This is a genomic window from Lysinibacillus sp., assembly GCF_032093475.1.
Taxonomy (GTDB): domain Bacteria; phylum Bacillota; class Bacilli; order Bacillales_A; family Planococcaceae; genus Lysinibacillus; species Lysinibacillus irui.
Genome location: NZ_DAMDAY010000021.1, coordinates 16,002 through 42,379 on the forward strand (window position 1 = coordinate 16,002; position 26,378 = coordinate 42,379).

Consider the following 26,378-nt stretch of genomic DNA (forward strand, 5'->3'; position numbering starts at 1 on the left):
TAAAATATCGTTGGCATACATTGTCATAGGATCATCAACGTTTTCACCAATTTTGAAAGCTGGTGTTGGAGATGTTGGTCCAATGATTACGTCAAAGTCTTCAAATACTTTGTCGTAGTCTGCTTTGATCAGTGTACGTGCTTGTTGTGCTTTTTTATAATAGGCGTCATACGTACCAGCACTTAATGAGTAAGTTCCTAGCATAATACGACGTTTTACTTCATCACCAAATCCTTGTGCACGTGTTTCTTTATAAAGATCCATTAAATTAGTAACGTTTTCTGCACGGAAACCATAACGGATACCATCGAAACGGGATAAGTTAGAAGACGCTTCAGATGAAGAAAGGATATAGTACGCTGCAAGTGCATATTTCGAATGAGGAAGAGATACTTCTTCTACTGTAGCACCTAAGCCTTTTAATACTTCTAATGCAGCAAGCACTGATTGACGTGCTGCTTCGCCAACACCCTCACCAAGGAATTCTTTTGGTACAGCGATACGTAAACCTTTTACATCACCAGTAAGAGCTGCTGCATAATTTGGCACCTCTACGTTTGCAGAAGTAGAATCATTTGGATCTAAACCTGCAATCGCTTCAAGTAATAGCGCATTATCTTCAACATTGCGTGTAATTGGTCCAATTTGATCTAGAGATGATGCAAATGCTACTAGACCAAAACGAGATACACGACCATATGTAGGTTTCATTCCTACAACACCACAGTAAGCTGCAGGTTGACGGATTGAACCACCTGTATCAGAACCAAGAGAGAATGGAACTTCCCCTGCTGCTACTGCTGCTGCAGATGCACCTGAAGATCCCCCTGGTACGTGGTTTAAGTTCCATGGATTTTTTGTTGTTTTATAGTATGAGTTTTCGTTAGAAGAACCCATAGCAAACTCGTCCATGTTTAATTTACCGATTGTAATCATTCCAGCTTCGCGTAGCTTATTTACAACAGTTGCATCGTAAATTGGCATAAAGCCTTCTAGAATTTTAGAGGCACAAGTTGTTTCTAATCCTTCTGTTACAATGTTGTCTTTCACACCGATTGGAAGACCAAATAAAGGTCCACGCTTTTCAAATGGTACTTTATCCATTTCAGCAGCTTGTGCAGTTGCTTTTTCTTCGTTTGAAGCAAGGAATGCTTGTACATCGCCATCAAGCTTTGCAATACGTTCGTATGCTTCTTTCGTTAAGTCAGCGATTGATAAGTTACCTGCTTTTATTTCAGCTTGTAACTCCTTTGCTGAACGTTCAAATAACGTCATGAGGAATCCTCCTATGTTTTAGTATTACATGATAGCTGGTACTTTTACTTGACCATCTTCTTGTTCTTTTACGTTTAACATCATTACTTCGCGGTCTAAACCTTTTACTGCTACATCTTCACGCATTACATTCACTAGTGGTAAAACGTGAGTAGTTGGTTCAACATTTGTTGTATCTAGCTCATTTAACTGCTCCGCAAATTCAGTAATTTTTCCAAGTTGCTCAGCAAATTTCTCTGCTTCTTCTTCTGTTATTGCAAGACGTGCTAAATTTGCCACGTGCTTTACTTCTTCTTTTGTTAATTTAGCCATATTTCACACCTCCGAATACTTGTTCAATTCATTGTTTTTATTGATAACAATAGGGTTGAATAAAGTTAACCATGCCAATAATCATAACATTTTTCATATTAAAAATCACAACTTTCACCAAAAATATAGAAACTTTCACTACTATAGCAAAGTGTTGTCACGATATACCAGTTCCCTCTCCTGCATTTTATCCGTCTACATAAAAATATAGCCAGCACAGAGGCTGACTATATTAATCATAAACATGAACGAAAGGATCCTTGTCATTGGCTTTTTTTATGATCAATGCCTCTGGACCATTTACTGAAGTAACGCTCACTTCAACATGAATATTATCAAATTGATTGATTAAAATACCTGTCAAATATTGCGTAAAGCCTATTATTTCAGCTTTGCCGAAAAATTGGATTGGAATTTCAATCGAAAGATTTTGTATTTGCTTATTACGATAGAAGCCAGTCCCGATCACACTTGTATAGTTAGAGAAATATTTATCAACATCTTGTTTAAAATTCTTGAAATTATTGTTGATATCACGGTATACATCCTGTGAATCATCTGTTGGGAACAGGACGTAATTTTCATCTATTCCTTCCCAATCAGCAATGTTATTCTGTCCAGCTTTTGCTACACCATAGCTAAAATAGGTTCCTGGAATAATCTGATTGCGAGCTTGCTGTTTAAACAAGCCAACAACAATCGGAATATCCTTTAACTCGTCACGTGTTCGCAAACGCGAAACAATTTCCGCGGCCATTTTTTTGCCTTGCTCAACAAGAGTAGACTCAGAAATTGGTTTCTCGTAGTATTCACCATATTGTTCCTTTTGATAATAATAAATAGAATTTAACGCAAGACCGATTGATATTCCACCTAATTTAACTTTATTATCCTTTGTCTTCGTTAAGTAATTTTGCTCGACAATATGGGATAAATAAACAGGAGCCTTTAGTGCTCGCTCTTCAGGTGTCATTGTGTCTGTTGTCGGTGGATTTAATCCATCTTCTGTTTGCGAACTTCGAGCAAGCCAAGAGCTCACTGTACTTTCAGCTAAATATTGACCTTCTTGGAAGTAATAGTTTTCAGTGTCAAACTCATTTTGAGATAGACGCATTAAACCTGTTTCAACTTCCTTCATATCATATTTCGTATAAATATTAGATACAACTAGACCTCTACTTGCACTCTCTTTATAAGGAATAAGTGTCTTATAATAGGATTCATCAATTTGTATGCTTGGGATAATTGTTGTTTCAGCTTTTTCTTTCTGTTGCGTTTCCTGTGTAAGCTCTGTCTCCTCCTTGTTAGAAGGCACACAGCCGACTAGCATTGCAGCAGCTACGATTGCTGGAATGAGTCGAAAAGACTTCATTATTTAGTGCTCCTTTACTAATAATCAATTTTGTCCGACGAAATCACTGGACGCCATGATGTAATCTAGCATTCCACATGCCTTTCATGAGGATATGTCGTCAGTGTTTTTTATTAGATGAGGTCAAGTTGTTCAATTAAGTTTTCTTCATTCCAAACTTCAATACCTAATTGCTCAGCCTTTGCCAGCTTAGAGCCTGCGTCCGCACCCGCGATAACAAGGTCTGTTTTTTTGCTGACACTGCCTGTGACAGTACCACCTAACTCTTCTATTTTCGCCTTTGCTTCGTTACGTGTCAATTGCTCAAGTTTACCAGTTAAAACAATTGTTTTCCCTGCAAAAGGACTTTCCCCAATAGCCACTTCTACTTTTTTACCTTTATAGGTCATATTTACGCCTGCCTCTGCAAGACGTCCAATAACCGCGCGTGCGTCTTCATTTGAGAAATATTCCACTAACGAAGACGCCATTTTATCACCAATCTCATAAATTGCCACTAGCTGATCCTCTGTTGCTACCATTACCGCTTCCATTGAACCAAATTCCTCTGATACAATTTTTGCTGCTTTTTCACCAACATGTCGAATTCCAAGACCGATTAATAAACGCTCCATAGAATTCTCCTTCGAAGCTTGGATGGCATTCACTAAATTAGTTGCCGATTTTTCACCCATGCGTTCTAATTCAACAAGTTGCTCAACTGTTAGATGATATAAATCAGAAACATCATGGATTAAATCTGCACGTAATAATTGCTCAACTACTTTATCTCCAAGGCCATCAATGTTCATGGCATTTCGAGAAACAAAATATTTTATGCTTTCCGCAATTTGAGCAAAGCAAGCAGGATTTACACAGCGTAATGCTACTTCACCTTCAATACGAATCAATTCACTATCACAAACAGGGCAATTTTTTGGCATCATAAATGGAACGGAGTCCTCTGGTCGTTGTTCGATTAGCACCCCTACCACCTGTGGGATAATATCACCTGCTTTTCGAATGATGACTGTATCCCCTAAACGAATATCTTTATCTCTAATTAAATCTTCATTGTGTAGGGAAGCACGTTGCACCGTTGTCCCTGCTACTTGTACTGGTGTTAAAATAGCCGTTGGCGTAACTACACCTGTACGTCCCACTGTTAAGTCAATATCAAGCAATGTTGTAACAACTTCTTCTGCGGGAAATTTGTATGCAATCGCCCAACGTGGACTCTTTGCTGTATAACCTAGCTCATCTTGCTGAGCATAACGGTCCACTTTAATAACAATGCCGTCAATCTCGTAAGCTAATTTTGGACGGTTTTCTGTCCAATGTTCTATAAAGGACATTACTTCTTCAATAGTAGAGCATCGTTGGCGCTCTTTATTTGAAGGGAAGCCCAAGCCTTCCAAATAATCAAGCATCTCCGCATGACCATCGATACCATATACTTCTCCGTCTCCGCCAATGGCATAGATAAAAGTTGATAGTTGGCGACTTGCCGCAATTTTAGGGTCTAACTGGCGTAATGAGCCAGCTGCAGCATTACGAGGATTGGCAAACAATTCCTCACCATTGTCAGCACGTTGGGCATTTAATTTTTCAAAAGACTTTTTAGGCATATATGCCTCACCACGAACTTCAATCGTAACTGGTTCCTTTAAACGAAGGGGAATCGCACGGATTGTCTTTAAATTGGCTGTAATATCTTCCCCAACTACACCATCTCCTCGTGTAGCACCTTGTATAAACACACCATTTTCGTACTTAAGTGAAATAGCTAGACCATCTATTTTCAACTCACATACATAAGAAAAATGGTCCCCAATCGCCTGACGAACTTTACGATCGAATTCTCGTAAATCTGCTTCGTTAAAAGCATTGGAAAGACTAAGCATTGGATAATCATGTGTTACTTTTTTAAAGCCCTCTACCACCGCTCCACCAACACGCTGCGTAGGAGAATCTGGGTAAATAAGTGACGGATTTGCTTCTTCTAATGCAATCAGCTCATGTAATAATTGATCGTAGACACTATCAGCTACGACAGGTTTATCTAACACATAATAGGCATGACCATATTCGTGCAATAATTTATTTAACTCTGCAATTCGCTGTTCGATTTCGTTCATTTACGTTCCTCCGCTATGCTTTTTCAATTGGGGCAAATTGCGCCAGTAATCGCTTAATACCAATTGGTTGTGGAAAAGCGATATCAAGTTCTGTACTATCACCTTCACCTTTTACACTAACAACCATACCCGTTCCCCATTTTTTATGAATAGCCTTATCTCCAGCCTTCCAGCCAAATTGATCTCCGCCAGTTGCTTGTAAACGTGCGGTAGCAGGCTGCGTTTGCTGAATTGCTCCTAGTGTACGTTTTTGATGATAGCCACCTGTCGTACGATTGCCAGTAGCAAACGGCATAGTTGATTTAGTACCTGCCTTCGAAATAGATTCAGTAATGTCTTCTGAAATTTCGCCTAAAAATCTTGAGGCATTATTAAAGCTTGAACGGCCAAAAATTGTTCGGCTCTGAGCACATGTTAAATAAAGGCGCTCCTCTGCACGTGTCACCCCAACATACATAAGTCGACGCTCTTCCTCCATTTCATCCTGATCATCTAGAGAGCGGGAATGAGGGAAGATGTTTTCCTCCATGCCAATGATAAAGACAATCGGGAACTCTAAACCTTTAGCAGCGTGCATAGTCATTAAAATAATATTGCCCTTAGAGGCATCCTCTTTATCGAGCGCATCAATATCAGCAATTAGGGCTAAGTCCGTTAAAAATGCTACTAAGCTTTTATCATCACTACGCTCTTCAAAAGCCTTCGTAACAGATAAGAACTCTTCAATATTTTCTAAACGGCTTTCTGCTTCAATCGTTTTTTCATTTTGTAGCATTGCACGATAGCCAGATTTATCAATGACTTGCTCTACAATTTCCGTGACAGACAAATATTCCTGCATGTCTGTAAAGCCTTTAATCATTGCATAAAATTGCTCTGCTGAGTTTGCTGCCTTCCCTGATAGACCCATAAATACAAGATCATTCATTGCATCAAAAATCGAACGATCCTGGTCAATCGCATAGCGTGCCATCTTCTCAAATGATGTAGCGCCAATACTACGCTTTGGTTCATTAATAATACGAGCTAACGATAAATCATCGTCATTATTGGCAATAAGACGCAAATAAGCTAGTAAATCTTTAATTTCTTTTCGATCATAGAACTTTGTCCCGCCAACAATTTGATAGGCCATATTAGACTTAACAAGTACTTCCTCCATTACACGGGATTGAGCATTTGTACGATAAAGAATAGCAAAATCATCAAATGAACGATTTTCTTTTTCAATTAACTGTTGAATGGTTTGTACAACAAATTGCGCTTCTTCCTGCTCGTTATAAGCTTTATATAAGGCAATTTTTTCACCTTCTGCGTTTTCAGTGCGCAGTTCTTTTGGGTAACGTGTTGTATTATTTTGAATGACGTCATTCGCTGCCTGTAGGATGCGTTTAGTTGAACGATAATTTTGCTCAAGCATAATCACTTTGGCATCAGGATAATCCTTTTCAAAAGAAAGAATATTGCCAATATCTGCACCACGCCAACGATAAATAGACTGATCAGAATCCCCTACAACACAAATATTTTTAAACTTTTTAGCAAGTAATTGAACAAGTAAATATTGTGATTTATTCGTATCTTGATATTCATCAACATGAATGTATTGGAATTTATTTTGATAGTATTCAAGTACTTCAGGTACACGATTAAACAACGTAATTGTCGTCATAATTAAATCATCAAAATCAAGAGACTGATTGCGTCGTAATCTTTTTTCATAGCCTTTATAAACACGTGCAACAGTTTGTTCATATGGATTTTTTTCGTTCATTTGACCAGCATAATCCTCTGCTGTTATACACTCGTTCTTCGCTGCACTAATGGCATTTAAAATGGCACGTGGCTCATAGCGCTTAGGATCAATATTCTCATCCTTCATCACATTTTTAATCACTGATAATTGATCGGTAGAATCTAAAATGGAGAAATTACGAGATATACCTAGCTGATCGATATTACGACGTAAAATTCTTACACACATTGAGTGGAACGTAGAGACCCACATACTATCGCCTGTGCCATTACCAAGAATGTTATCTATACGCTCGCGCATTTCACGTGCCGCTTTATTCGTAAACGTAATGGCTAATATTTTTGAAGGATATACTTCCTTTTCGATGACTAAGTAAGCAATACGATGTGTTAAAACTCGTGTTTTTCCTGACCCAGCACCCGCCATAATCAGCAATGGTCCCTCAGTTGTTTTGACCGCTCTTTCCTGTTCAGGATTCATGCCTGCTAGTAAATTTTTTGTTAACTGTTCCATTTCGCACCGCCTTACAAACATTTGTTCTAAAAATTATAACGTATTTTTCACAGCCTTAACAGTCGAAAGTGCAGCTTTTATATCTTCATAAATAATATTTCCAACTACTACTGTATCTGCAAACTGTGCCATTTCCTCTGCCTGCTTTGCAGATGTAATTCCTCCACCATAAAAGAGCTTCGTATGCTTTAGCTCATTTTTTACTGTGCTAACTACTTCTAGATTCCCATAAACTCCACTGTATTCTAAATAAAACACTGGAAGCTTAAAGAAATTTTCTGCCATCCGTGCATAAGCTACGACATCATCAATGGTTAAATCAGTTTTTGCGCCTGTTACTTCTGCTACTTTACAATCTGGATTTAAAATGCAATATCCCTCGGCAACTAATTCATCCCACACCATAATATCTCCGTATTCTCTAATGGCTTCATGATGTAAATTTTTAATCCATTTTGGGTCATCACTATTTAATACAGTTGGGATAAAATAATAGTCATAGCCTGGTGTAACGGCATCAATGGTAGAAATCTCAAGAGCTATAGGGACTTCAAAGCGACGCACACGTACAAGTAAATCTAATACCCCATCTAATGTCACGTTGTCTGTTCCGCCAACCAAAATAACGTCTGTCCCAGATTCACAAATTTTTTCTAAGTCTTCATCTGAAATGTCCTTTGCTGGATCAAGCTTGAACACATGTCTCCATTCTAAATAATCCATTTATTTTACCACCTATCATTTTCTATCTATTCGTTTACAAGTATAGCTTATGATGAACGACAAAAAAATGAAAAAGACTGAGTAGAACTTCTACCCAGTCTCTTTTTCCTACTATTCTTTTGGTGCTTGGAATGGTTTTTCATCAGGATACAAACGACCTAGCATTTCATCATATGTATCATTTCCATAATCGAAGCAACGACGCACACGTGAAATAGTAGCTGTACTTGCCCCAGTTTCCTTTTTAATGGATTCGTAGGTTTTCTTTAAACGTAATAAATGTGCAACCTCAAAGCGTTGTGCCAACGATTGAATTTCACTAATCGTACATAAATCATCAAAAAACTTATAGCATTCCTCGATGTCTTTCAGCTCTAACACTGCTTTAAATAATTGATCTGTTTGATGCCCCCGAATTTTTTCGATTTGCATGCAATTTTCCTCCCTTTAAGGCTGCGTTTTCACCATTGCTTGTAACCCTGGTGAAGATGGTACGAAGTGAACCCAAGACTTTCCTGGTACAAGCTTTACAGGTTCTCCTGATTGCTCTACAGCGGTCGGTATTCCATTCACATTAGACCATTCAACTTCCCTCAAATAGCCATTTTGAAATACGTACGCATTTCCACCAGACGTTAAATCAATTTCTTGGCGGCCGATATCATCAATTATTTGGTGATCCATTTCAAAAAACAGGACATTTGCTAATGATATTGTTTCGCCCGTTAACATATCTTTTGTGTCCACGCCAGCCGATAGTCGTTCATAGTGATTACTTTGATGATCATACACATACGAGTTGTGGAAATCTTCATTATTTCCGTAGTAAATGTCAACTTGACTTGTTTCAATGCCTATTTTACCACGTTCATTGGGTTCATAAAAACCCTGAAGTACTTTTTCACTGTAATTCATTGAAGCGTCTACCATTTTAGCACCTTTTATAATGTTTTCTGATGTAATATATGAATTGTGCGGAGCCACACGATCGCTAGAACGTTTAAAAAGTATGCCATCATAAGCCATCCCATTAATATTGTCTACTATACGATTATCAAGCATGGTTTTCGCTTCAGGGCTATAGCCATGTGCTACGTAAAAGGCATCATATCCCTTTGCCATATCGATAAAATAGGAGCGCGCACTACGCACAGGCCCAATATTTTCCGGTAGTTCACTTTGGTAGATTGCTAAAAAGCGTGTCACATTACCTTCCGCAAGCATTTCATAAATAATATCTGCAGCAGCTAAACCAGATTGTGGACGTGCTGCTGGATGATTATTGATTGTCACCATAATAGGTCGCTGTGTAATTTCCTTCTGCACAGCCTCCCCAGTAAGGGGTGCCACGAATTCTGGTTGTTGTACAGTTTCTTCAACTACTGTTTCTTCCTCCACTACATTTTCATCATCTTCTTTAACCTTTGGCGCTTCCTTCGAACATCCCCCGATTACGAAGGCACTAAAAGCCATAGCAATCAATAATTTCTTCGATTTGAACACAAGCATACCTCTCCTTTAAACAATTACACATAACTGCAATTGTTTTAAAACACTTTCACCAATTAGCGCATAACAGCAGGCAATAATAACTTATTCTTCATTACATCGAAAATTCCTTTTGGTGTGATGCGAATATATGGTAAATGAGTTGATTGTAAAAATAATAGCGTGTAAATGGCATCCCCTAGTTGATAGCCTCGATCGGCTAAAGCTTGCTTTAAAGCCTTTTCTTTCTCCATTAGTGTTAGTACATCCCCATCATATAAAAGACCGCCTATTGTTAGTGGTATATCTGCTACGACTTCCCCTTTTTCGACCAGAACAATACCGCCATTCATTGCCTTCATTTCTTCAAAGGCTTTGATCATATCGTCTTTATTTTTTCCGATTAATAAAATATCGCCTGTGTTTGAATAGGAGGATGCAAAGCCTTGGACATCGGTTGCGAACCCTTTAATCATTGTATTAACATGCCAGTTTCCTTCTCGATTTATTAGCATTAAATAGCATTCATCATGATTGGCAAGCTGACCTTCTCTTGTAATCAATGAATTATAAGGTTTTGTAATGACATCATTAACAAGCGCAATTCCAAACGGCATAGAAAACTGGAAATCCTGTGAATCTAATGAAAAATCTAAATCAAATGCAGGAATAGCTGAATAATCTATTGTTGCAAGTTTATGCACACGTTCACCATCACGCTTTAGCCAAACACCTTTAGATAAGACACTTTCTGGAACAGGATGATATTCATCTTGTAAAATATTTATAGAAGCAAAACGTCCTGTCGCGATAAAACCATGTAAATTAGACATATTATAATAGCGTGCCACATTATAAGATGCCATTTGGTAGGCATCAATTGGAGATACCCCCGCATCTAAGGCAGCTTGTATGCATTTATCCATTACACCATCCTCATGGAATGAAGGTGGCGAGCCATCCGTTGTCATCATTAAATGATCAAAAATAGGAAGTTCTTTTTCTACTATTCCTTTTAGCAGATCGGGTAAATCTGGACGAATTGAAGAATGGCGTAATGTTACGGCATAGCCTTGCATAATGCGTCGCTCAACCTCTTCCACTGTCATCGCCTCATGGTCACCATCAGCACCAAGTAATTTCATGCGTGCTAACGTTCTTTCTGAAGCACCAGGAAAATGTCCTTCAATCTTTTTACCTAGACCCTTTGCCATTTGCATACGATAAAGCATTTGATCATCGCCATGTAGTAGCTTTGGCCAGCCCGTCAATTCTCCACCAAGCAGGACATCACTTCGCTCTAACCACTCTAATATCGAGGTATTAGAGAAAACTTCTTCCTCTTGTTCAAGCTCTGTTTGTGAATCAAAGCGAGTCCACCAATAAAAAGAAAACGGTAGCTTTTTCAAATTATCTAAAATTGAAAACGCTTTCTTATTTTCTAAATTTAAAACAAAGCTTAAATTATCCGAAATAAATGTCGTTGTTCCAAGCTGACCACAAAAATCTGCAAATGACTGTGGATGGTAAAGCTGGAATGGATGAACATGAGGTTCAATATAGCCAGGTACAATTGTTTTTCCTGTACAATCCACGACTTCTGTTCCTTCTAATAAAGGAGGCATTCTATCACCAGCATAGACAATGCGATCTCCTAAAATCCAAATGTTTCCCACTGTAAATTGTTTCAACATACTATGCAAATAACGTGCATTTTTCAGCACGATATCAGGTGCCTTTTTCCCATCGATTACTGCTAATTGCTGACGTAATGTTGTTATTTTCCATACTGGATCCATGCTATTCGCTCCTTCCTAAATTACGTAATTTTTCATTGTGTAAATCCAACTTGAAATCACATACTACTACTGCATAATCGCATATTTTCTTAAAAATTATGCTTTATGCAATCATCTTGTTTCAATCGTAACACAGCACTTTCATAAAGCAAAGTGCACCTCGCTAATTTTTTCCACAATGACTAAAGGAGGAAGTTTGATGATGCAGCAAGCAAATTTAAGCGAAAAAAATGCATTTTGTCGTTTTGCCATGGGTACAGGTTTGACAGCATTTGGTATCGCGAAAGTTTCAAGAAATCCTAATTGTACAAAAGGTCGATTGATGATTGCATTAGGTGCCATGAAAATGGCAGAGGGATTGTTTAAATATTGTCCAACAAAGTCAATCTTAAACTCCAATATGCAAAATGCCATGAACACCTCTATGCAAAGTATGTTCAGCGGGCAAAATTCTATGTCTTCTGAACAAATCGATAAGCTCATGAAGGATTTTTCTTCTGCTATTTCTGGTAATTCTTCAGGTTCTCAAGCTACTACTTCAAAGCAATCTGATACCAGCACTTCAACTCAAAATTCCTCAACAAGTAGTAATAACGCTCAAAATCCTTCTTAGTCAAAGGAGCCGTCCCAATCTATTATTGAGACGGCTCTTACCTCTTACGTTTTGAATCAACAAGAGGTTTCAAAAGTTGATTAAAAATTACTTTAAATTTTAGTAAAAATACGTTTACTTAAATGTACGCCAGCCAATATCTTTACGGTAGAAAAAGTGATCCCACTTTTCTGTGGCTATGCCTGCATATACTTTTTCCTGTGCTTCCTGTAATGTAGACGCTTTTGCACCGATAAGTAATACACGTCCACCATTACCAACAAATCGGCCGTCCACTAGTTTTGTACCAGCATGGTATACTGCATGTGTTGTTGAAAGTGCCTCTAAATTTGGTAACGCTTTACCTTTTTCAACATCACCAGGGTATCCTTCTGCCGCAATGACAACACCTAACATTGCTTCTTCAGACCATTGCAGATCAAATGGCTGTTCATCCATTAATGCCATCATAAATGCCCCAAAATCTGAAACCATGCGCGGTAAGACTACTTGTGTTTCTGGATCACCGAAACGTGCATTAAATTCTATTACCTGAGGGCCATTTTTCGTTAAAATCAACCCTGCATATAAGATACCTGTAAAGGAAGCGCCATCAGCCTCCATTCCTTTAACAGTAGGCTCTACAATCGTTTGAAATGCAATATCAACTACCTCTTGTGAAATTTGTGGTACTGGTGAATAAGCACCCATTCCTCCAGTGTTTGGTCCTTTATCCCCGTCATAAGCACGTTTATGATCCTGTGCAATAACCATTGGATAAATTTGTCCTTTATGCACAAAGGACATAAAGGAGAATTCTTCCCCATCTAAAAACTCTTCAATGACAACACGTGAAGAAGATTCACCGAATCGTTGGTTCCCAATCATATCCTGCACGGCAGCAATAGCTTCTTTCTCTGTCATCGCTACAACAACGCCCTTACCAGCAGCTAAACCATCTGCTTTTATTACGATAGGCGCTCCTTGTTCTTTAATATAAGCTATTGCCTTTTCTGCTTCAGTAAACGTTTCATAGGCTGCAGTAGGGATGTTGTATTTGTTCATAATTTCTTTCGCATAGGATTTACTACTTTCTATTTGAGCCGCAACTTTTGTAGGGCCAAAAATACGTAAGTCACGAGCTGTAAAGAAATCAACAATCCCCTCAGCAAGCGGCTGTTCAGGACCAACAAATGTTAAAGCAATATCATTTTCCTTAGCAAATTGAGCGAGACCTGCAAAGTCCATTGAATCAATAGACACCACTTCTACCTCGCCTCGCATGCCATCATTGCCTGGCGCGACAAATACTTTGTTAACGGATGGAGATATACTAAATTGCTTAGCGATTGCATGCTCACGACCGCCACTTCCTATTACTAATACATTCATTTTAGAGAATCCTCCTCTTTGTGAGTAAGACCGAGATGAACCAACATCTCGGTCTGTTTTGCTTTCTATATGTTTAGTCAATTAGTGTTTAAAATGGCGTACACCTGTAAATACCATTGCAATACCATATTCATTTGCTTTATCAATAGAATCTTGATCCTTGATTGAGCCACCTGGTTGAATAATCGCAGTAATTCCAGCAGCAGCCGCAGCTTCAACAGTATCACTCATTGGGAAAAATGCATCTGATGCTAGTGCTGCACCTTTTGCTTTTTCTCCTGCTTGCTCAAATGCAATTTTAGCTGCCCCAACGCGGTTCATTTGGCCTGCACCTACACCAAGTGTCATATGAGAATCTGTGACAACAATCGCATTTGATTTAACATGCTTTACAACCGACCAACCAAGTTGTAGTGCATCCCATTCTTGTTCTGTTGGCTCACGATCTGTCACTACCTTAATATCTGCATTGCCAAAGCCATAGCGATCTGGCTCTTGTACAAGCAGGCCGCCTTCAACTGATACTACATTGAATTGATCTTGTTTTGCTTGTTCGAAAGGAATAGTTAATAAGCGAATATTTTTCTTTTTGGTTAAAATGTCTAATGCTTCTTGTGAGAAAGCTGGTGCGATAATAATTTCAAGGAAAATATGACTTAGTTTCTCAGCCGTTGCTGCATCCACTTCCATATTTAATGCGATAATACCACCAAAAATAGATGTTGGATCTGCTTCATAAGCTTTATCAAATGCTGCCTCTAATGTGTTACCTGTTCCAACACCACATGGATTCATATGCTTCACTGCTACTGCAGCTGGCTTTTCAAATTCTTTTACAATTTGTAATGCTGCATTTCCATCTTGAATGTTGTTGTAGGATAGCTCTTTACCATGTAATTGTGTTGCATAGGCTAATGAGAAATCAGAGCCAAGGCGTTTTTGGTAGAATGCAGCTTTTTGGTGCGGGTTTTCACCATAGCGTAAGTTTTGCTTCAATTCATATGTCATCGTTAAGCTCTCTGGGAACTCTTCCTCTGTCAGGTAGTTTGAGATATAAGAATCATAAGCGGCTGTGTGACGGAAAACTTTTGCAGCTAGTTTTCGACGTGTTTCAATTGTCGTTGCACCATTAGCTTTTAGTTCTTCTAATACTGTTGCATAGTCATTGCTGTCCACGATTACTGTTACATATTGATGGTTTTTTGCAGCAGAACGTAACATTGTTGGACCACCGATATCAATGTTTTCAATTGCATCATCCCATGTTACATTAGGCTTTGAAATTGTTTCAACAAATGGATATAGATTAACACATACAATCTCAATTGGCTCAATTCCATGCTCATTCATTTGTGCTTGATGAGATGCATCGTCAAACTTCCCTAATAGACCACCATGAATCATTGGATTTAATGTTTTAACACGGCCATCTAAAATTTCTGGGAATTTCGTTACTTCATCTACTGCTGTTACAGCTACTGCATTGTCCTGTAGCATTTTTTTTGTACCGCCAGTTGATAAAATTTCATAACCTAATGCTACTAATTCCTTTGCAAATTCTAAAATACCATCCTTATTGGAAACACTGATTAATGCACGTTTTGTCACAACAATATCCTCCTAATTTTATCGCGCTTTTGCACGAATAGACTTGCTTAATAGATTAATAGAGTTAGGTCCTATTTGCTGAGTAAGGCTCTCGACCTAACTCCTCTTTAGTTACTGTAATAATTGCTTTAAAGCTTTTGTATATAATAGATGCTCTTGCTCGTGAATGGCCGCTTCTGTTGCCTCTTGATTTCCTTCTATAACAGGTACTGCAGCCTGAGCGATAATCGGGCCAGTATCCATCCCTTCATCTACAAGATGGACCGTTACACCTGTGATTTTCACACCATGATTCATTGCCTGTCCGATGGCGTCCTTTCCAGGGAATGCTGGCAATAAAGAAGGATGAATATTAACTATTCGTTGTGGAAATGCGGCTAATAATACGTCACTAATTAAACGCATATATCCTGCAAGTACAATCCATTTAACATCGCATTCTTGTAAAGCATCAATAATAGCATTCTCGTAAGCAGCCTTCGATGAAAATTCCTTTGGGTTTAAAGCTAACACGGGAATCCCAAAGTTTTCAGCACGTGTCACTACAAAAGCACCGGGCTTATCTGTCACCACAAGTTCAACCTTTGCATGCAGTTCCCCACGATCAATAGCTTCTTGAATAGCTTGAAAATTACTACCGCTGCCTGAAGCAAACACGGCTATTTTTGTTGGTGCAGTCATTACACTAGACTCCCATCATGTGAGCCATTAAATACTACGCCTTCACCTTTAATAACACGGCCGATTGTATATGCTTTTTCGCCATTTGCTTCTACTGCTGTGATGACTTTATCAGCTTCATCTGCTGGTACAGCTATTACAAAACCAATACCCATATTAAACACATTATATAAATCTTTATCTTCTAACTGACCTTTATCTTTCAGGAATTCAAAGATACGTAATACAGGCCAAGAACCTAGGTCGATTTCAGTTGCTAATCCTTCAGGCATCATACGTGGTAGATTTTCATAGAATCCTCCACCCGTAACATGTGCACAGCCATGTACATCGGCTGCCTTTAAAGCAGCTAATACTGGCTTAGCATATAGCTTTGTTGGTACGAGAAGTGCCTCACCAATTGGTCCTAAATCTTCATAGCCTTCTACAACAGCATCAACCTTGTATTGATGATCTGCAAAGACAATTTTACGCACTAAAGAATAACCGTTTGAATGTACACCGCTTGATGCAATACCAATTAGGACATCACCTTCTACGATTTTTTCTCCTGTAATAATGTCAGATTTTTCGCATGCACCTACAGCAAAGCCAGCTAGATCATATTCATCCTCTTCATATAGACCAGGCATTTCAGCGGTTTCGCCACCTATTAATGCCGCACCAGATTGCACACAGCCATCTGCAACACCTTTAACAATCTGTTCGATTTTTGCAGGCTCAGCTTTTCCAAGAGCTACGTAATCTAAAAAGTACAAGGGCTCTGCTCCCTGGGCAACTATATCATTAACACACATGGCTACACAGTCAACGCCAATTGTATCGTGCTTATCTACCATAAATGCTAGCTTTAGCTTTGTTCCAACACCATCTGTCCCTGAAATAAGAACAGGTTCTTTAAGTTGAAGTTCTGACAAGTCAAACATGCCACCAAAGCCACCGAACGTTCCCATAACACCAAGACGGTTTGTACGTTCAACATGAGACTTCATTCGTTTAACGGCTTCATAGCCCGCTTCTATATTTACACCTGCTTGTTCATATGCCTTTGACACGCAGAGTTCCTCCTTATCATCCGAATCGCCTAATTATTATTCTAGAATCACTGTACAACCTTCTAGAGGTCACTAATTCGTTGCGATATTTTTCTTAACGTAACAGTTCTTTTTCATGTGGTAAGATGGTATCCGGGAAAATCTCGGTTGGATATTTGCCTGTAAAACATGCTAAGCATAGTCCACGGTTGTCATCTTCATAGGGACGAGCGATGGTCTCTACCATTCCTTCAACAGAAAGGAACGTCAAAGAATCTGCACCGATCGCTTCACGAATTTCATCTACATTATGACTAGAGGCAATCAGTTCCTCATGTGTGGAAGTATCAATGCCATAATAACAAGGGTTTGTCATCGGCGGAGATGAGATCACAACATGGACCTCTGCTGCACCAGCATCTTTTAACATTTTGACAATACGACGTGATGTTGTGCCGCGAACAATGGAGTCGTCCACCATAACTACACGTTTACCCTTTACGACTTGAACAACTGGTGAAAGCTTCATTTTTACGCCACGTTCACGTAATTCTTGTGTTGGTTGAATAAACGTACGACCAACATAGCGATTTTTAATAAGACCTAGTTCATAAGGGATACCACTTTCCTCTGCAAAGCCGATTGCTGCTGAAATACTTGAATCAGGTACACCTGTTACAACATCAGCCTCAATATGCGCACATTCACGAGCAAGCTGTTTCCCCATACGTTTACGTGCCATGTGAACGTTAATACCGTCAATATCAGAGTCAGGACGTGCTAAATAGACATACTCCATTGCACACATAGAACGCTTTTCCATATCAGCAAAACGATCTGATTTGACACCCTCATCGTTAATAATGATTAGTTCTCCTGGTTCCACAGAACGAACGAATTCTGCACCAATTAAATCAAATGCACAAGTTTCAGAAGCTACCACCCAGCCATCTCCTAGCTTTCCTAGAGATAATGGACGTAAACCATGTGGATCACGTGCAACAAGCATTTCATCCTTTGTCATAATTAAGAAAGAATACGCTCCCTTTAATAAAGAAAGGGCATTTTTCACTTTCGCACGGAAAGGTGAATGTGAGCTTTTCTTAATAAGATGCGCCAGCACTTCTGTATCAGAGCTTGAATGAAAAATACTACCTTGTCGCTCTAAATACTGTTTTAAATGTGTCGCATTGACCAAGTTACCGTTATGGGCAATTGAAAGGCTACCAGTTGAGGAATGGAATAATAATGGCTGGACATTTTCAATACCGCCACCACCAGCAGTCGTGTAACGAACATGAGCAATAGCTGCTTTGCCGTCCACTGCTTTTAATTTTTCTTCGTTGAAAACATCATTAACTAGTCCTTCGCCTTTCACCGCGCGAAGATGCTGACCGTCTGAAACGACAATTCCAGCACCTTCTTGTCCACGGTGTTGAAGAGCATGGAGCCCGTAATAGCTAAGGTGTGCTGGATTTGGGTTACCCCAAATACCAAACACCCCACATTCTTCGTTTAAGCCTCTGAGTTCAGCAAGCATGGGATTGCTCCTTTCCAATTAGAACGGAATTCCTCCACTGTACCTTCTACAAGCACACCTTTGTCCCCGTTGATTTTAACTAGTGCATCGTTTGTTACGACACCAATTTTTTGAGCGTCTTTCATAATTTCTACAAATGCAGCTGTATTTTCTTCTTTAACTGTTACAACAAAACGAGATTGACTCTCGCTGAATAATGCAGTGGTTGCAGAGCCTGATAATGTTACATCAACACCAAGACCGTTTGCACCGAATGTTGTTTCAGCAATAGCCACCGCTAGGCCACCTTCAGCTACGTCATGAGCTGATTGTACAAGACCAGCTTTAATAGCCTTTAATAAAGCTTGCTGACGTGCTGCTTCTACATCTAAATCGATGGCAGGTGCTTTCCCTGAAATAACCCCATTATTTAATAGTTTTTGAAGCTCTGACCCACCAAACTCGGTTTTAGTCTCACCAATCACAAATACGATATCTCCTGTAGATTTTACTTCTTGTGTAGTGACATGAGCTAAATCTTCAATAAGACCAACCATACCAATTGTTGGCGTTGGATAAACCGCTTCGCCTGAACGTTCATTGTAAAGTGAGACGTTACCACCAATAACTGGGGAATTTAATGCCGTACATGCAGCTGAAATACCATCAGCAGATTTTTCAATTTGCCAGAAGATTTCTGGTTTCTCTGGATTACCAAAGTTCAAGCAGTCTGTAATGGCAAGTGGCGTACCACCAGTTGCCACGATATTACGAGCTGCTTCAGCTACAGCAATAGCACCGCCCACTTCTGGATCTAGGTAAATATAACGAGAGTTACAGTCTGTTGTCATTGCTAAACCTTTATTTGTACCACGTACACGAATAACGGCAGCATCAGATCCTGGTTTAACAACTGTGGATGTACGCACTTGATAATCATATTGATCATATACCCACTCTTTAGAGGCAATTGTTGGTGCTCTTAATAATGCATTTAATGTCTCTTTGTAATCTGTCACAACAGGCTCTGTATTTTCAATTGCTTGGAACTCTGCATAGTATGCAGGCTCTGCAGATGGCTTATGATAAACGGGTGCATCTTCTGCAAGTGCATCAGCAGGTACTTCAGCTACAACTTCTCCGTTGTGTAATAGACGAAGCATTTTATCATCAGTCACTCGACCGATTGCAACAGCATCTAAATCATATTTATCAAAAATCGCTTTAATTTCATCTTCGCGACCTTTTTTCACAACTAGTAGCATACGTTCTTGAGACTCAGATAACATCATTTCATAAGCTGTCATACCTGTCTCACGTTGAGGGACTAAGTCTAAGTTCATTTCTACACCAGAACCAGCCTTTGATGCCATTTCTGCTGAAGAAGAAGTAAGACCAGCAGCACCCATATCTTGAATACCAACTAAAGCATCGGATTTGACAACCTCTAAACAAGCTTCAAGTAAAAGCTTCTCCATAAATGGATCTCCCACTTGTACTGCTGGACGTTGGTTTTCTGATTCCTCAGTTAATTCTTCGGAGGCAAATGTTGCACCATGAATTCCGTCACGACCTGTTTTCGCACCAACGTACATAACTGTATTACCTACGCCAGCTGCAATACCACGTTGAATATCCTTATGGTCGATTAAACCGACACACATCGCATTTACTAGTGGATTCCCTTCATAACACGGATCAAATTGAATTTCACCGCCTACTGTTGGAATTCCAATACAGTTACCATACCCAGCAATACCAGCAACGACTTCTTCAAAAAGATATTTACCACGCGCTGATTTTAATTCACCAAAGCGTAATGAATTTAACATGGCGATTGGACGTGCTCCCATTGAGAAAACATCACGAATAATACCGCCTACACCAGTAGCAGCTCCTTGATAAGGTTCAATCGCAGATGGATGGTTATGAGATTCCATTTTAAATACTACAGCTTGTTCGTCACCAATATCGACAATCCCTGCGCCTTCACCTGGTCCTTGTAAAACTTGAGGACCTTTTGTAGGGAATTTACGTAATACTGGCTTTGAATTTTTGTAAGAGCAGTGCTCAGACCACATTACTGAGAAAAGACCTGTCTCTGTCCAGTTAGGTAGACGTCCTAAAATACCTTCTACCATTGCAAATTCTTCGTCTGACATCCCCATACCAGCGTATAGCTTTTCATCTTTAATTTGCTGTGCTGTTGGCTCAAACTTAGTTGTTGACATGATTTTCCCTCCACTGCTTCACAATTGATTTAAATACTGCTAGACCGTCAGCTCCGCCCACCAGTGCATCAACAGCACGCTCTGGGTGTGGCATCATCCCTAATACATTGCCGCGTTCGTTTATAATCCCTGCGATATCTTCTAAAGAACCGTTTGGATTATCTCCTGAGTATGTGAATACAATTTGATTATTATCTTTTAGTGATTGTAATGTTTCCTCATCACAGTAGTAATTTCCTTCACCATGTGCGATTGGAATATTAATGATTTGACCTTGCTCATATTGATTTGTAAATAATGTATTGTTGTTTTCAACTTTTAGCTGTACAGTACGGCACATAAATTTTAAATTTTTATTGCGCAGTAAAGCTCCTGGCAATAAACCAGCTTCTGTTAGGATTTGGAAGCCATTACATACACCTAGAACTGGTTTACCAGCATCAGCTGCTTTTTTAACCTCTGCCATAATGTTAGATTGATTAGCCATTGCACCACAACGAAGATAATCTCCGTAAGAGAAGCCTCCAGGTACTAAAACGCCATCAAACCCACTTAGATCTGTTGCTGTATGCCATACATATTCTACTTCTTCACCTAGCTCGTCTTTAATGGCATGATACATATCGATGTCACAGTTTGACCCAGGGAATACGAGTACTGCGAATTTCATGATTAGTTAGCCTCCTCGACTTCGTAACGGTAGTCTTCAATTACAACGTTCGTTAAAACCTTTTCACACATTTCTTTTACTAGAGTATCAATGTCACGTTCTGTATCTTTAATTGTTAGTTCAAGATATTTACCGATACGTAAATCCGCTACTTCACCGTAGCCCATTTTAGCTAAAGAACCTTGTACTGCAGAGCCTTGTGGGTCAAGAATGCTCTCACGTAATGTTACATAGATTTTTACTTTTTTCATTGTTATTTGCCTCCGAGTCTAGAAAGTATAATAGTATAAACTTCAGTTAAATTACCAAGGTCACGACGAAAAACATCTTTGTCTAACTTTTGCTTTGTTGTTGCATCCCAAAGTCTGCAAGTATCCGGTGAAATTTCATCAGCTAATAATACATTGCCATTCGTATCACGGCCAAATTCTAATTTGAAATCAATTAGTGTCACATTAACATCTGCAAAGATTGGCTGTAGAACTTTGTTAACCGCTAGTGCCCCATCATAAATAGCAGTTACTTCAGTAGAAGTCGCAAGGTCAAGAACATCTATATGCTCTGTTGTAATAAGGGGATCGCCTAACTCATCATCTTTATAATAAAATTCGACGATTGGTCTTTTTAAAGCTGTGCCTTCTTCCAGACCAAGACGTTTTGCTAAACTTCCAGCAGCTATATTACGAACAACCACTTCAATCGGAATAATTTCTACTTTTTTTACAAGTTGTTGCGTATCAGATAATTGTTTTACGAAATGTGACGCAATTCCGTTTGCTTGTAATTTTTCGAAAATTAATGAAGTAATGCGATTATTTAAAATGCCCTTGCCTTCTATTTCTTCTTTTTTTTCACCATTGAATGCTGTTGCACTATCCTTATACTCAACAAGAAGCACATTTTCTTCCTCAGTTGTGTACAATTTTTTTGCTTTACCTTCATACAAAAGTTGACCTTTAGTCATGTCGTTTTTCCCCCTGATATTATAGATACGCTTGTATTAATGTCCAGAATTGAATCGTGTCACCACGATCCAACTCTGAAACATTTACTAGTGGGCTCTAACATTTAGAAAGTTTAAATATTAGATAAGTCCTAATCGTTCAAAAATCATATCAACATGCTGTAAGTGGTAGTTGTAATCAAAACACTCATCCAGCTCTTCCTTAGTTAAATAAGATGTGATTTTTTCACTTGCATCGACTAATGTACGGAACTGAACTTGCTCGTCCCATGCCTGCATCGCTAAAGGCTGTACGGTATCATAAGCTTCTTCACGTACTAAGCCTTTATCTATCAATGCTAACAAGATGCGTTGAGAATAAATTAGACCAAATGTGCGATCCATATTACGTTTCATATTTTCAGGGAATACTGTTAAGTTTTTCACAATATTACCGAAGCGATTTAACATATAGTTAAGAGTAATTGTTGCATCCGGTAAAATAACGCGCTCTGCGGATGAATGAGAAATATCACGCTCATGCCATAAAGCAACATTCTCATACGCTGTCACCATGTATCCACGCATTAAACGAGACATACCAACCATGTTTTCAGAACCAATTGGATTACGTTTATGTGGCATTGCTGATGACCCTTTTTGTCCTTTTGCAAAAGCTTCTTCTACTTCGCGTGTTTCCGATTTCTGTAAGCCGCGAATTTCTGTTGCGAATTTTTCAATAGATGTAGCGATTAAAGCTAAGGCACTTAAATACTGTGCATGGCGATCACGCTGTAAAGTCTGTGTTGAAATCGGTGATGCTGTAAGTCCTAATTTATCGCATACATACTGTTCAACACGAGGATCGATGTTGGCATATGTTCCAACGGCTCCAGACATTTTCCCAGTTTCAATTACTTTAGCTGCTGCTTCAAAACGTTCAAGGTTACGCTTCATTTCCTCATACCATAAACCAAGTTTTAAACCGAAAGTTGTTGGTTCTGCATGAACACCATGTGTACGTCCCATCATAACTGTATATTTATGTTCTTTTGCCTTAGCAGCAATAATATCAATGAAATTCACAATGTCTTTGCGTAAAATATCATTTGCTTGTTTGATTAAATAAGATAATGCTGTGTCCACTACGTCTGTAGAAGTCAAACCATAATGTACCCACTTACGTTCTTCACCAAGTGTTTCAGAAACGGCACGTGTAAAGGCAACAACATCATGACGAGTTTCTTGTTCAATCTCTAAAATACGGTTCACATCAAATGAAGCATTTTCACGAATTTTAGCAACATCCTCTTTTGGGATATCCCCTATTTCAGCCCAAGCCTCACAAGCTAAAATTTCAACTTCTAGCCAAGCTTGGTATTTATTTTGTTCTGTCCAAATTGCGCCCATTTCGGGTCTTGTGTAACGTTCAATCATCGCGTATCTCCTTCTATTCTGACCAGATGCCAGAACTCTCGATTTGTTGTAGTGTTTCCTCTATGTCTTTTGTCATAATCGTTACATGGCCCATCTTACGGTTGACCTTAGCTTCAGCTTTCCCATAAAGATGGATGGACCATTCAGGATATTTAGCAATTGAGTTACTAAGTGGCACGACATGCTGCCCTAATACATTGACCATAATAGATGGTGCCCAAAGTTCTGGTTTTCGTAATGGCCAACCACAGACAGCTCGAATATGCTGATGGAATTGAGAAACATTACATGCCTCTATTGAATAGTGACCAGAATTATGAGGTCTCGGTGCTAATTCATTAATAACAATCCCACCATCTTCTAACACAAACATTTCTATCGCTAACGTTCCTACTAAATGTAAGTAATCTGCAATTTTTAAAGCTTCACGTTCCGCAGCTTGAGCTGTACTTTCTGATATGCGAGCAGGCACAATTGTTTCATGTAGAATATGATGAACATGAATGTTCTCTCCAACTGGCTGACAATACGATTCACCGTGGCCATTTCTTTGAACAATGACCGATACTTCCTTAACGAAAGGAACAAAGCCTTCTGCAATACATTGAGAATGCGTGAATAAATCTTTCGCTAAAGGTAGATCGTCAGTTGATTTTAAAAGCTGCTGCCCTTTGCCATCATAGCCACCTCTTGCTGTTTTGACTATACAAGGATACCCAATCGAATCAATATTGGCTACTAATTCTTCATAAGTTTTTGCAACAATATATGGAGCTACTGGACAACCAGCTTTCACAATAGCGTCTTTCTCTGTTACACGGTTTTGTGTAATGCGTACCAACTCCGCCCCTTGTGGAACGTAAGCCATTTGTGATAAACGCTTTAAGCCTTCATAATCAATATTTTCAAATTCATACGTGATGACATCACTTACTTCTGCAAGCTCTTCTAAAGCAGCTTCATCATCATATGGGGCTACAATACGAATATCAGCTACCTGTCCACACGGTGAGTCCATTGCAGGTTCAAGAACAGCAATTTTAAATCCAGACTCTTTAGCAGCAAGTGCCATCATCCGACCAAGTTGGCCACCACCTATAATACCTATCGTTTGTCCAGGATAAATAATCTTCGTCACACTAAGTCACCTGTGCTTTCTAATACTTGCTGCTTTGTTGCTTCACGTCTAGCATCTAATTTATTGGCAAGTTCTGAATCTGTTGTTGACAAAATTTGAGCTGCAAGTAATCCTGCATTTGTTGCTCCTGCTTTGCCAATAGCTACAGTTGCTACAGGTACACCACCAGGCATTTGAACAATGGATAATAATGAATCAAGTCCATTAAGTGCACGTGACTGAACTGGAACTCCAATTACAGGCAACGTTGTTTTAGCTGCCACCATTCCTGGTAAATGTGCAGCCCCACCTGCTCCAGCGATAATTACTTGTATTCCTCGCTCACGAGCAAGCTCTGCATATTCAAACATTAAATCAGGTGTACGATGTGCAGATACAACCTTTTTTTCGTACGGTACTTGTAATTCATCTAAAATATCACATGCATGTTTCATTGTTTCCCAGTCACTTGAACTACCCATAATGACACCGATTTTCGGATTCATAAATTGTCGCTCCTTTTAAACGATAGAAAAATGATCAGTTATTGTGCTAGCATCTATTTTTAATAGCACTGCAATTCTTATCTTATACAAAGAAAATCCCCAAATAAACTACTCTCTACTACTACACGTGAAAGCAGCTTACTTGAGGACTTATCAGAACAAGAATATACCTATATACAAACTGCACATAGAGTTTCTCATCATATGCCAAAAGTGCTTTCCCGCATAGTCCAGCATTTACGGTGCCGGGTAGAGACACTAGAGCCAATCCTCTAGCATATATGTGGGATATATTTGTTTTTCCTTATCACATTTTAACAAGTGATTACCTTATCGTCAATGCAAAAATGCGAACATTTTTTATAAGTGCAAAAAAAACGTTCGGATTTTAGTCAAAATCATTCCGTATCTTGCGCAGGAATAGCTTTAAATTGAATTTTTTGACGCAAATAGGTTGGTTCACCATTGACGATATGAAAAAGAGGCTCTTCTTTTCGTCCAATGGCCATATAACCGTCTTGTCGCATTCTTGCTAAACACTCTTCTATGGATTCATTTTCTTGTACTTCATACCAAATTTGTTTTTTTCCCAACTTCTTCTTCCTTTCCACTTCACGTTTTGCATCTTTACTACTTGTACTCCATTATACCTTTAGTTGCTTATAGAAGTATGCATGAACTTAATAATGATTTTTAGTGTCTATATCATATTCAAATCCTTAGTAGTCTCCTTATATAAAAAAGAAGAACCTAAATTTTATTAAGTTCTTCTTTAAGAATCGTTTCTTATTAAATTTGAAAATCTATCTCCTTCGGCAATGCTTACCTATTACTATTAAAAAGCTTTTATATAAATGCCTAAAAAAAGAAGTAGTATAAATGAATGAAGGACAACAAGAACCATACGATAATCACCTTTAATACCGAAAATGGCACTGATCATACCTATCCCTGCTAATATAAACGGCATAAACATATTTACGTCATAGAGAAGTTTTAAAAAGCTCCCATACCATTTCTTTGAATCATACCCAAACATAAAGATTGTTATTAATAAGCATAAGATTGAAATAGTAGAAAAAATGATACGTCTCATTTTAATTCCTCCATTATCAAATCCGATTGTGTACAGTTCAGTGAATTGTCAAAATGTATGGAAATAGCTTTATTTATTATAACATTTTATGAATAGTGCACATAACAAAAAAAGCCATGGAATATGTCCATGGCTTTTCATAAATTGCCTAGCGACGTCCTACTCTCACAGGGGGAAGCCCCCAACTACCATCGGCG

At 38.8% G+C, this 26,378-nt stretch carries 24 protein-coding genes and 1 riboswitch; of the genes, 1 reads left to right on the plus strand and 23 read right to left on the minus strand.

The window, feature by feature from the left end; translation table 11 throughout:
* From gatA to RT445_RS07075, 9 genes are all read right to left on the minus strand, one after another.
* On the minus strand, nucleotides 1-1,275 hold a 1,275-nt coding region (gene gatA, locus RT445_RS07035; protein WP_313470231.1), incomplete at its 3' end, for an Asp-tRNA(Asn)/Glu-tRNA(Gln) amidotransferase subunit GatA.
* A 24-nt stretch (nucleotides 1,276-1,299) separates the two neighbouring features.
* On the minus strand, nucleotides 1,300-1,587 hold the full coding sequence (gene gatC, locus RT445_RS07040; RefSeq protein ID WP_274794581.1) for an Asp-tRNA(Asn)/Glu-tRNA(Gln) amidotransferase subunit GatC: 288 nt from the start codon (nucleotides 1,585-1,587) through the stop codon (nucleotides 1,300-1,302).
* A gap of 232 nt (nucleotides 1,588-1,819) precedes the next feature.
* Nucleotides 1,820-2,959, minus strand: a complete 1,140-nt coding sequence (locus tag RT445_RS07045) for a CamS family sex pheromone protein (protein WP_274794582.1) — start codon at nucleotides 2,957-2,959, stop codon at nucleotides 1,820-1,822.
* Between the two features lie 113 nt (nucleotides 2,960-3,072).
* Nucleotides 3,073-5,076, minus strand: a complete 2,004-nt coding sequence (ligA, locus tag RT445_RS07050) for an NAD-dependent DNA ligase LigA (RefSeq protein WP_274794583.1) — start codon at nucleotides 5,074-5,076, stop codon at nucleotides 3,073-3,075.
* A 13-nt stretch (nucleotides 5,077-5,089) separates the two neighbouring features.
* Complete coding sequence (gene pcrA, locus RT445_RS07055) at nucleotides 5,090-7,345, minus strand: DNA helicase PcrA (RefSeq protein WP_274794584.1); 2,256 nt, start codon at nucleotides 7,343-7,345, stop codon at nucleotides 5,090-5,092.
* Between the two features lie 33 nt (nucleotides 7,346-7,378).
* Entirely contained in the window at nucleotides 7,379-8,068 is a 690-nt protein-coding gene (gene pcrB, locus RT445_RS07060; RefSeq protein ID WP_274794585.1) for a heptaprenylglyceryl phosphate synthase, read from the minus strand.
* 111 nt (nucleotides 8,069-8,179) lie between these two features.
* A complete protein-coding gene (locus tag RT445_RS07065) occupies nucleotides 8,180-8,500 on the minus strand; it encodes a YerC/YecD family TrpR-related protein (protein WP_004225717.1) in 321 nt (106 codons plus the stop codon).
* 15 nt (nucleotides 8,501-8,515) lie between these two features.
* Nucleotides 8,516-9,571, minus strand: coding sequence for a DUF3048 domain-containing protein (locus RT445_RS07070; protein WP_313470235.1), 1,056 nt, complete (start codon nucleotides 9,569-9,571; stop codon nucleotides 8,516-8,518).
* Nucleotides 9,572-9,633: 62 nt separating this feature from the next.
* Complete coding sequence (locus RT445_RS07075) at nucleotides 9,634-11,355, minus strand: adenine deaminase C-terminal domain-containing protein (protein WP_312507243.1); 1,722 nt, start codon at nucleotides 11,353-11,355, stop codon at nucleotides 9,634-9,636.
* 199 nt (nucleotides 11,356-11,554) lie between these two features.
* Here RT445_RS07075 and RT445_RS07080 point away from each other — a divergent pair, with 199 nt between their 5' ends.
* Nucleotides 11,555-11,968 carry a YgaP-like transmembrane domain gene (locus RT445_RS07080; protein ID WP_274794588.1) on the plus strand — a complete coding sequence of 138 codons (414 nt, stop codon included), beginning with the start codon at nucleotides 11,555-11,557 and terminating at the stop codon, nucleotides 11,966-11,968.
* A gap of 114 nt (nucleotides 11,969-12,082) precedes the next feature.
* On the opposite strand, the gene purD is transcribed toward RT445_RS07080, so the two are convergent.
* The 14 genes from purD to RT445_RS07150 form a co-directional block, all read right to left on the minus strand.
* On the minus strand, nucleotides 12,083-13,339 hold the full coding sequence (gene purD / locus RT445_RS07085) for a phosphoribosylamine--glycine ligase (protein ID WP_312507244.1): 1,257 nt from the start codon (nucleotides 13,337-13,339) through the stop codon (nucleotides 12,083-12,085).
* A gap of 81 nt (nucleotides 13,340-13,420) precedes the next feature.
* A complete protein-coding gene (purH, locus tag RT445_RS07090; RefSeq protein WP_274794590.1) occupies nucleotides 13,421-14,947 on the minus strand; it encodes a bifunctional phosphoribosylaminoimidazolecarboxamide formyltransferase/IMP cyclohydrolase in 1,527 nt (508 codons plus the stop codon).
* Nucleotides 14,948-15,058: 111 nt separating this feature from the next.
* Nucleotides 15,059-15,628 (minus strand): phosphoribosylglycinamide formyltransferase, encoded by a 570-nt coding sequence (purN, locus tag RT445_RS07095; RefSeq protein ID WP_313470238.1) that lies wholly within the window; start codon nucleotides 15,626-15,628, stop codon nucleotides 15,059-15,061.
* Nucleotides 15,628-16,683, minus strand: a complete 1,056-nt coding sequence (gene purM, locus RT445_RS07100) for a phosphoribosylformylglycinamidine cyclo-ligase (protein ID WP_274794593.1) — start codon at nucleotides 16,681-16,683, stop codon at nucleotides 15,628-15,630. The genes purN and purM overlap by 1 nt, the downstream gene beginning before the upstream one ends.
* 94 nt (nucleotides 16,684-16,777) lie before the next feature.
* Nucleotides 16,778-18,202, minus strand: coding sequence for an amidophosphoribosyltransferase (purF, locus tag RT445_RS07105; protein ID WP_274794594.1), 1,425 nt, complete (start codon nucleotides 18,200-18,202; stop codon nucleotides 16,778-16,780).
* Nucleotides 18,178-20,412, minus strand: a complete 2,235-nt coding sequence (gene purL, locus RT445_RS07110) for a phosphoribosylformylglycinamidine synthase subunit PurL (RefSeq protein ID WP_313470241.1) — start codon at nucleotides 20,410-20,412, stop codon at nucleotides 18,178-18,180. Before purL ends, purF begins: the two co-directional genes overlap by 25 nt.
* The gene (gene purQ / locus RT445_RS07115) at nucleotides 20,399-21,082 is read right to left on the minus strand and encodes a phosphoribosylformylglycinamidine synthase subunit PurQ (protein ID WP_054611985.1); all 684 of its coding nucleotides are present in this window, start codon (nucleotides 21,080-21,082) and stop codon (nucleotides 20,399-20,401) included. The genes purL and purQ overlap by 14 nt, the downstream gene beginning before the upstream one ends.
* Nucleotides 21,083-21,084: 2 nt before the next feature.
* A complete protein-coding gene (gene purS, locus RT445_RS07120) occupies nucleotides 21,085-21,333 on the minus strand; it encodes a phosphoribosylformylglycinamidine synthase subunit PurS (RefSeq protein WP_274794596.1) in 249 nt (82 codons plus the stop codon).
* 2 nt (nucleotides 21,334-21,335) lie between these two features.
* On the minus strand, nucleotides 21,336-22,046 hold the full coding sequence (purC, locus tag RT445_RS07125; protein ID WP_312507249.1) for a phosphoribosylaminoimidazolesuccinocarboxamide synthase: 711 nt from the start codon (nucleotides 22,044-22,046) through the stop codon (nucleotides 21,336-21,338).
* Between the two features lie 120 nt (nucleotides 22,047-22,166).
* Nucleotides 22,167-23,462: an adenylosuccinate lyase gene (gene purB / locus RT445_RS07130; RefSeq protein WP_274794598.1), complete on the minus strand. Its 1,296-nt coding sequence runs from the start codon at nucleotides 23,460-23,462 to the stop codon at nucleotides 22,167-22,169.
* A gap of 13 nt (nucleotides 23,463-23,475) precedes the next feature.
* Nucleotides 23,476-24,600, minus strand: a complete 1,125-nt coding sequence (gene purK, locus RT445_RS07135; RefSeq protein WP_313470244.1) for a 5-(carboxyamino)imidazole ribonucleotide synthase — start codon at nucleotides 24,598-24,600, stop codon at nucleotides 23,476-23,478.
* On the minus strand, nucleotides 24,597-25,085 hold the full coding sequence (purE, locus tag RT445_RS07140; protein ID WP_312507250.1) for a 5-(carboxyamino)imidazole ribonucleotide mutase: 489 nt from the start codon (nucleotides 25,083-25,085) through the stop codon (nucleotides 24,597-24,599). The genes purK and purE overlap by 4 nt, the downstream gene beginning before the upstream one ends.
* A gap of 206 nt (nucleotides 25,086-25,291) precedes the next feature.
* Nucleotides 25,292-25,390: riboswitch (purine riboswitch) on the minus strand.
* Between the two features lie 93 nt (nucleotides 25,391-25,483).
* Complete coding sequence (locus tag RT445_RS07145) at nucleotides 25,484-25,678, minus strand: NETI motif-containing protein (protein WP_274794601.1); 195 nt, start codon at nucleotides 25,676-25,678, stop codon at nucleotides 25,484-25,486.
* A gap of 242 nt (nucleotides 25,679-25,920) precedes the next feature.
* Nucleotides 25,921-26,181, minus strand: a complete 261-nt coding sequence (locus tag RT445_RS07150) for a hypothetical protein (RefSeq protein ID WP_274794602.1) — start codon at nucleotides 26,179-26,181, stop codon at nucleotides 25,921-25,923.
* Nucleotides 26,182-26,378: the final 197 nt, after the last annotated feature.

Coding starts and splice junctions, on each gene's coding strand:
- gatC (WP_274794581.1), bottom strand. CDS start 1,587: ATGGCTAAATTAACAAAAGAAGAAGTAAAGCACGTGGCAAATTTAGCA.
- RT445_RS07045 (WP_274794582.1), bottom strand. CDS start 2,959: ATGAAGTCTTTTCGACTCATTCCAGCAATCGTAGCTGCTGCAATGCTA.
- ligA (WP_274794583.1), bottom strand. CDS start 5,076: ATGAACGAAATCGAACAGCGAATTGCAGAGTTAAATAAATTATTGCAC.
- pcrA (WP_274794584.1), bottom strand. CDS start 7,345: ATGGAACAGTTAACAAAAAATTTACTAGCAGGCATGAATCCTGAACAG.
- pcrB (WP_274794585.1), bottom strand. CDS start 8,068: ATGGATTATTTAGAATGGAGACATGTGTTCAAGCTTGATCCAGCAAAG.
- RT445_RS07065 (WP_004225717.1), bottom strand. CDS start 8,500: ATGCAAATCGAAAAAATTCGGGGGCATCAAACAGATCAATTATTTAAA.
- RT445_RS07075 (WP_312507243.1), bottom strand. CDS start 11,355: ATGGATCCAGTATGGAAAATAACAACATTACGTCAGCAATTAGCAGTA.
- RT445_RS07080 (WP_274794588.1), top strand. CDS start 11,555: ATGATGCAGCAAGCAAATTTAAGCGAAAAAAATGCATTTTGTCGTTTT.
- purD (WP_312507244.1), bottom strand. CDS start 13,339: ATGAATGTATTAGTAATAGGAAGTGGCGGTCGTGAGCATGCAATCGCT.
- purN (WP_313470238.1), bottom strand. CDS start 15,628: ATGACTGCACCAACAAAAATAGCCGTGTTTGCTTCAGGCAGCGGTAGT.
- purF (WP_274794594.1), bottom strand. CDS start 18,202: ATGCTTGCTGAACTCAGAGGCTTAAACGAAGAATGTGGGGTGTTTGGT.
- purL (WP_313470241.1), bottom strand. CDS start 20,412: ATGTCAACAACTAAGTTTGAGCCAACAGCACAGCAAATTAAAGATGAA.
- purQ (WP_054611985.1), bottom strand. CDS start 21,082: ATGAAATTCGCAGTACTCGTATTCCCTGGGTCAAACTGTGACATCGAT.
- purS (WP_274794596.1), bottom strand. CDS start 21,333: ATGAAAAAAGTAAAAATCTATGTAACATTACGTGAGAGCATTCTTGAC.
- purC (WP_312507249.1), bottom strand. CDS start 22,046: ATGACTAAAGGTCAACTTTTGTATGAAGGTAAAGCAAAAAAATTGTAC.
- purB (WP_274794598.1), bottom strand. CDS start 23,462: ATGATTGAACGTTACACAAGACCCGAAATGGGCGCAATTTGGACAGAA.
- purE (WP_312507250.1), bottom strand. CDS start 25,085: ATGAATCCGAAAATCGGTGTCATTATGGGTAGTTCAAGTGACTGGGAA.
- RT445_RS07150 (WP_274794602.1), bottom strand. CDS start 26,181: ATGAGACGTATCATTTTTTCTACTATTTCAATCTTATGCTTATTAATA.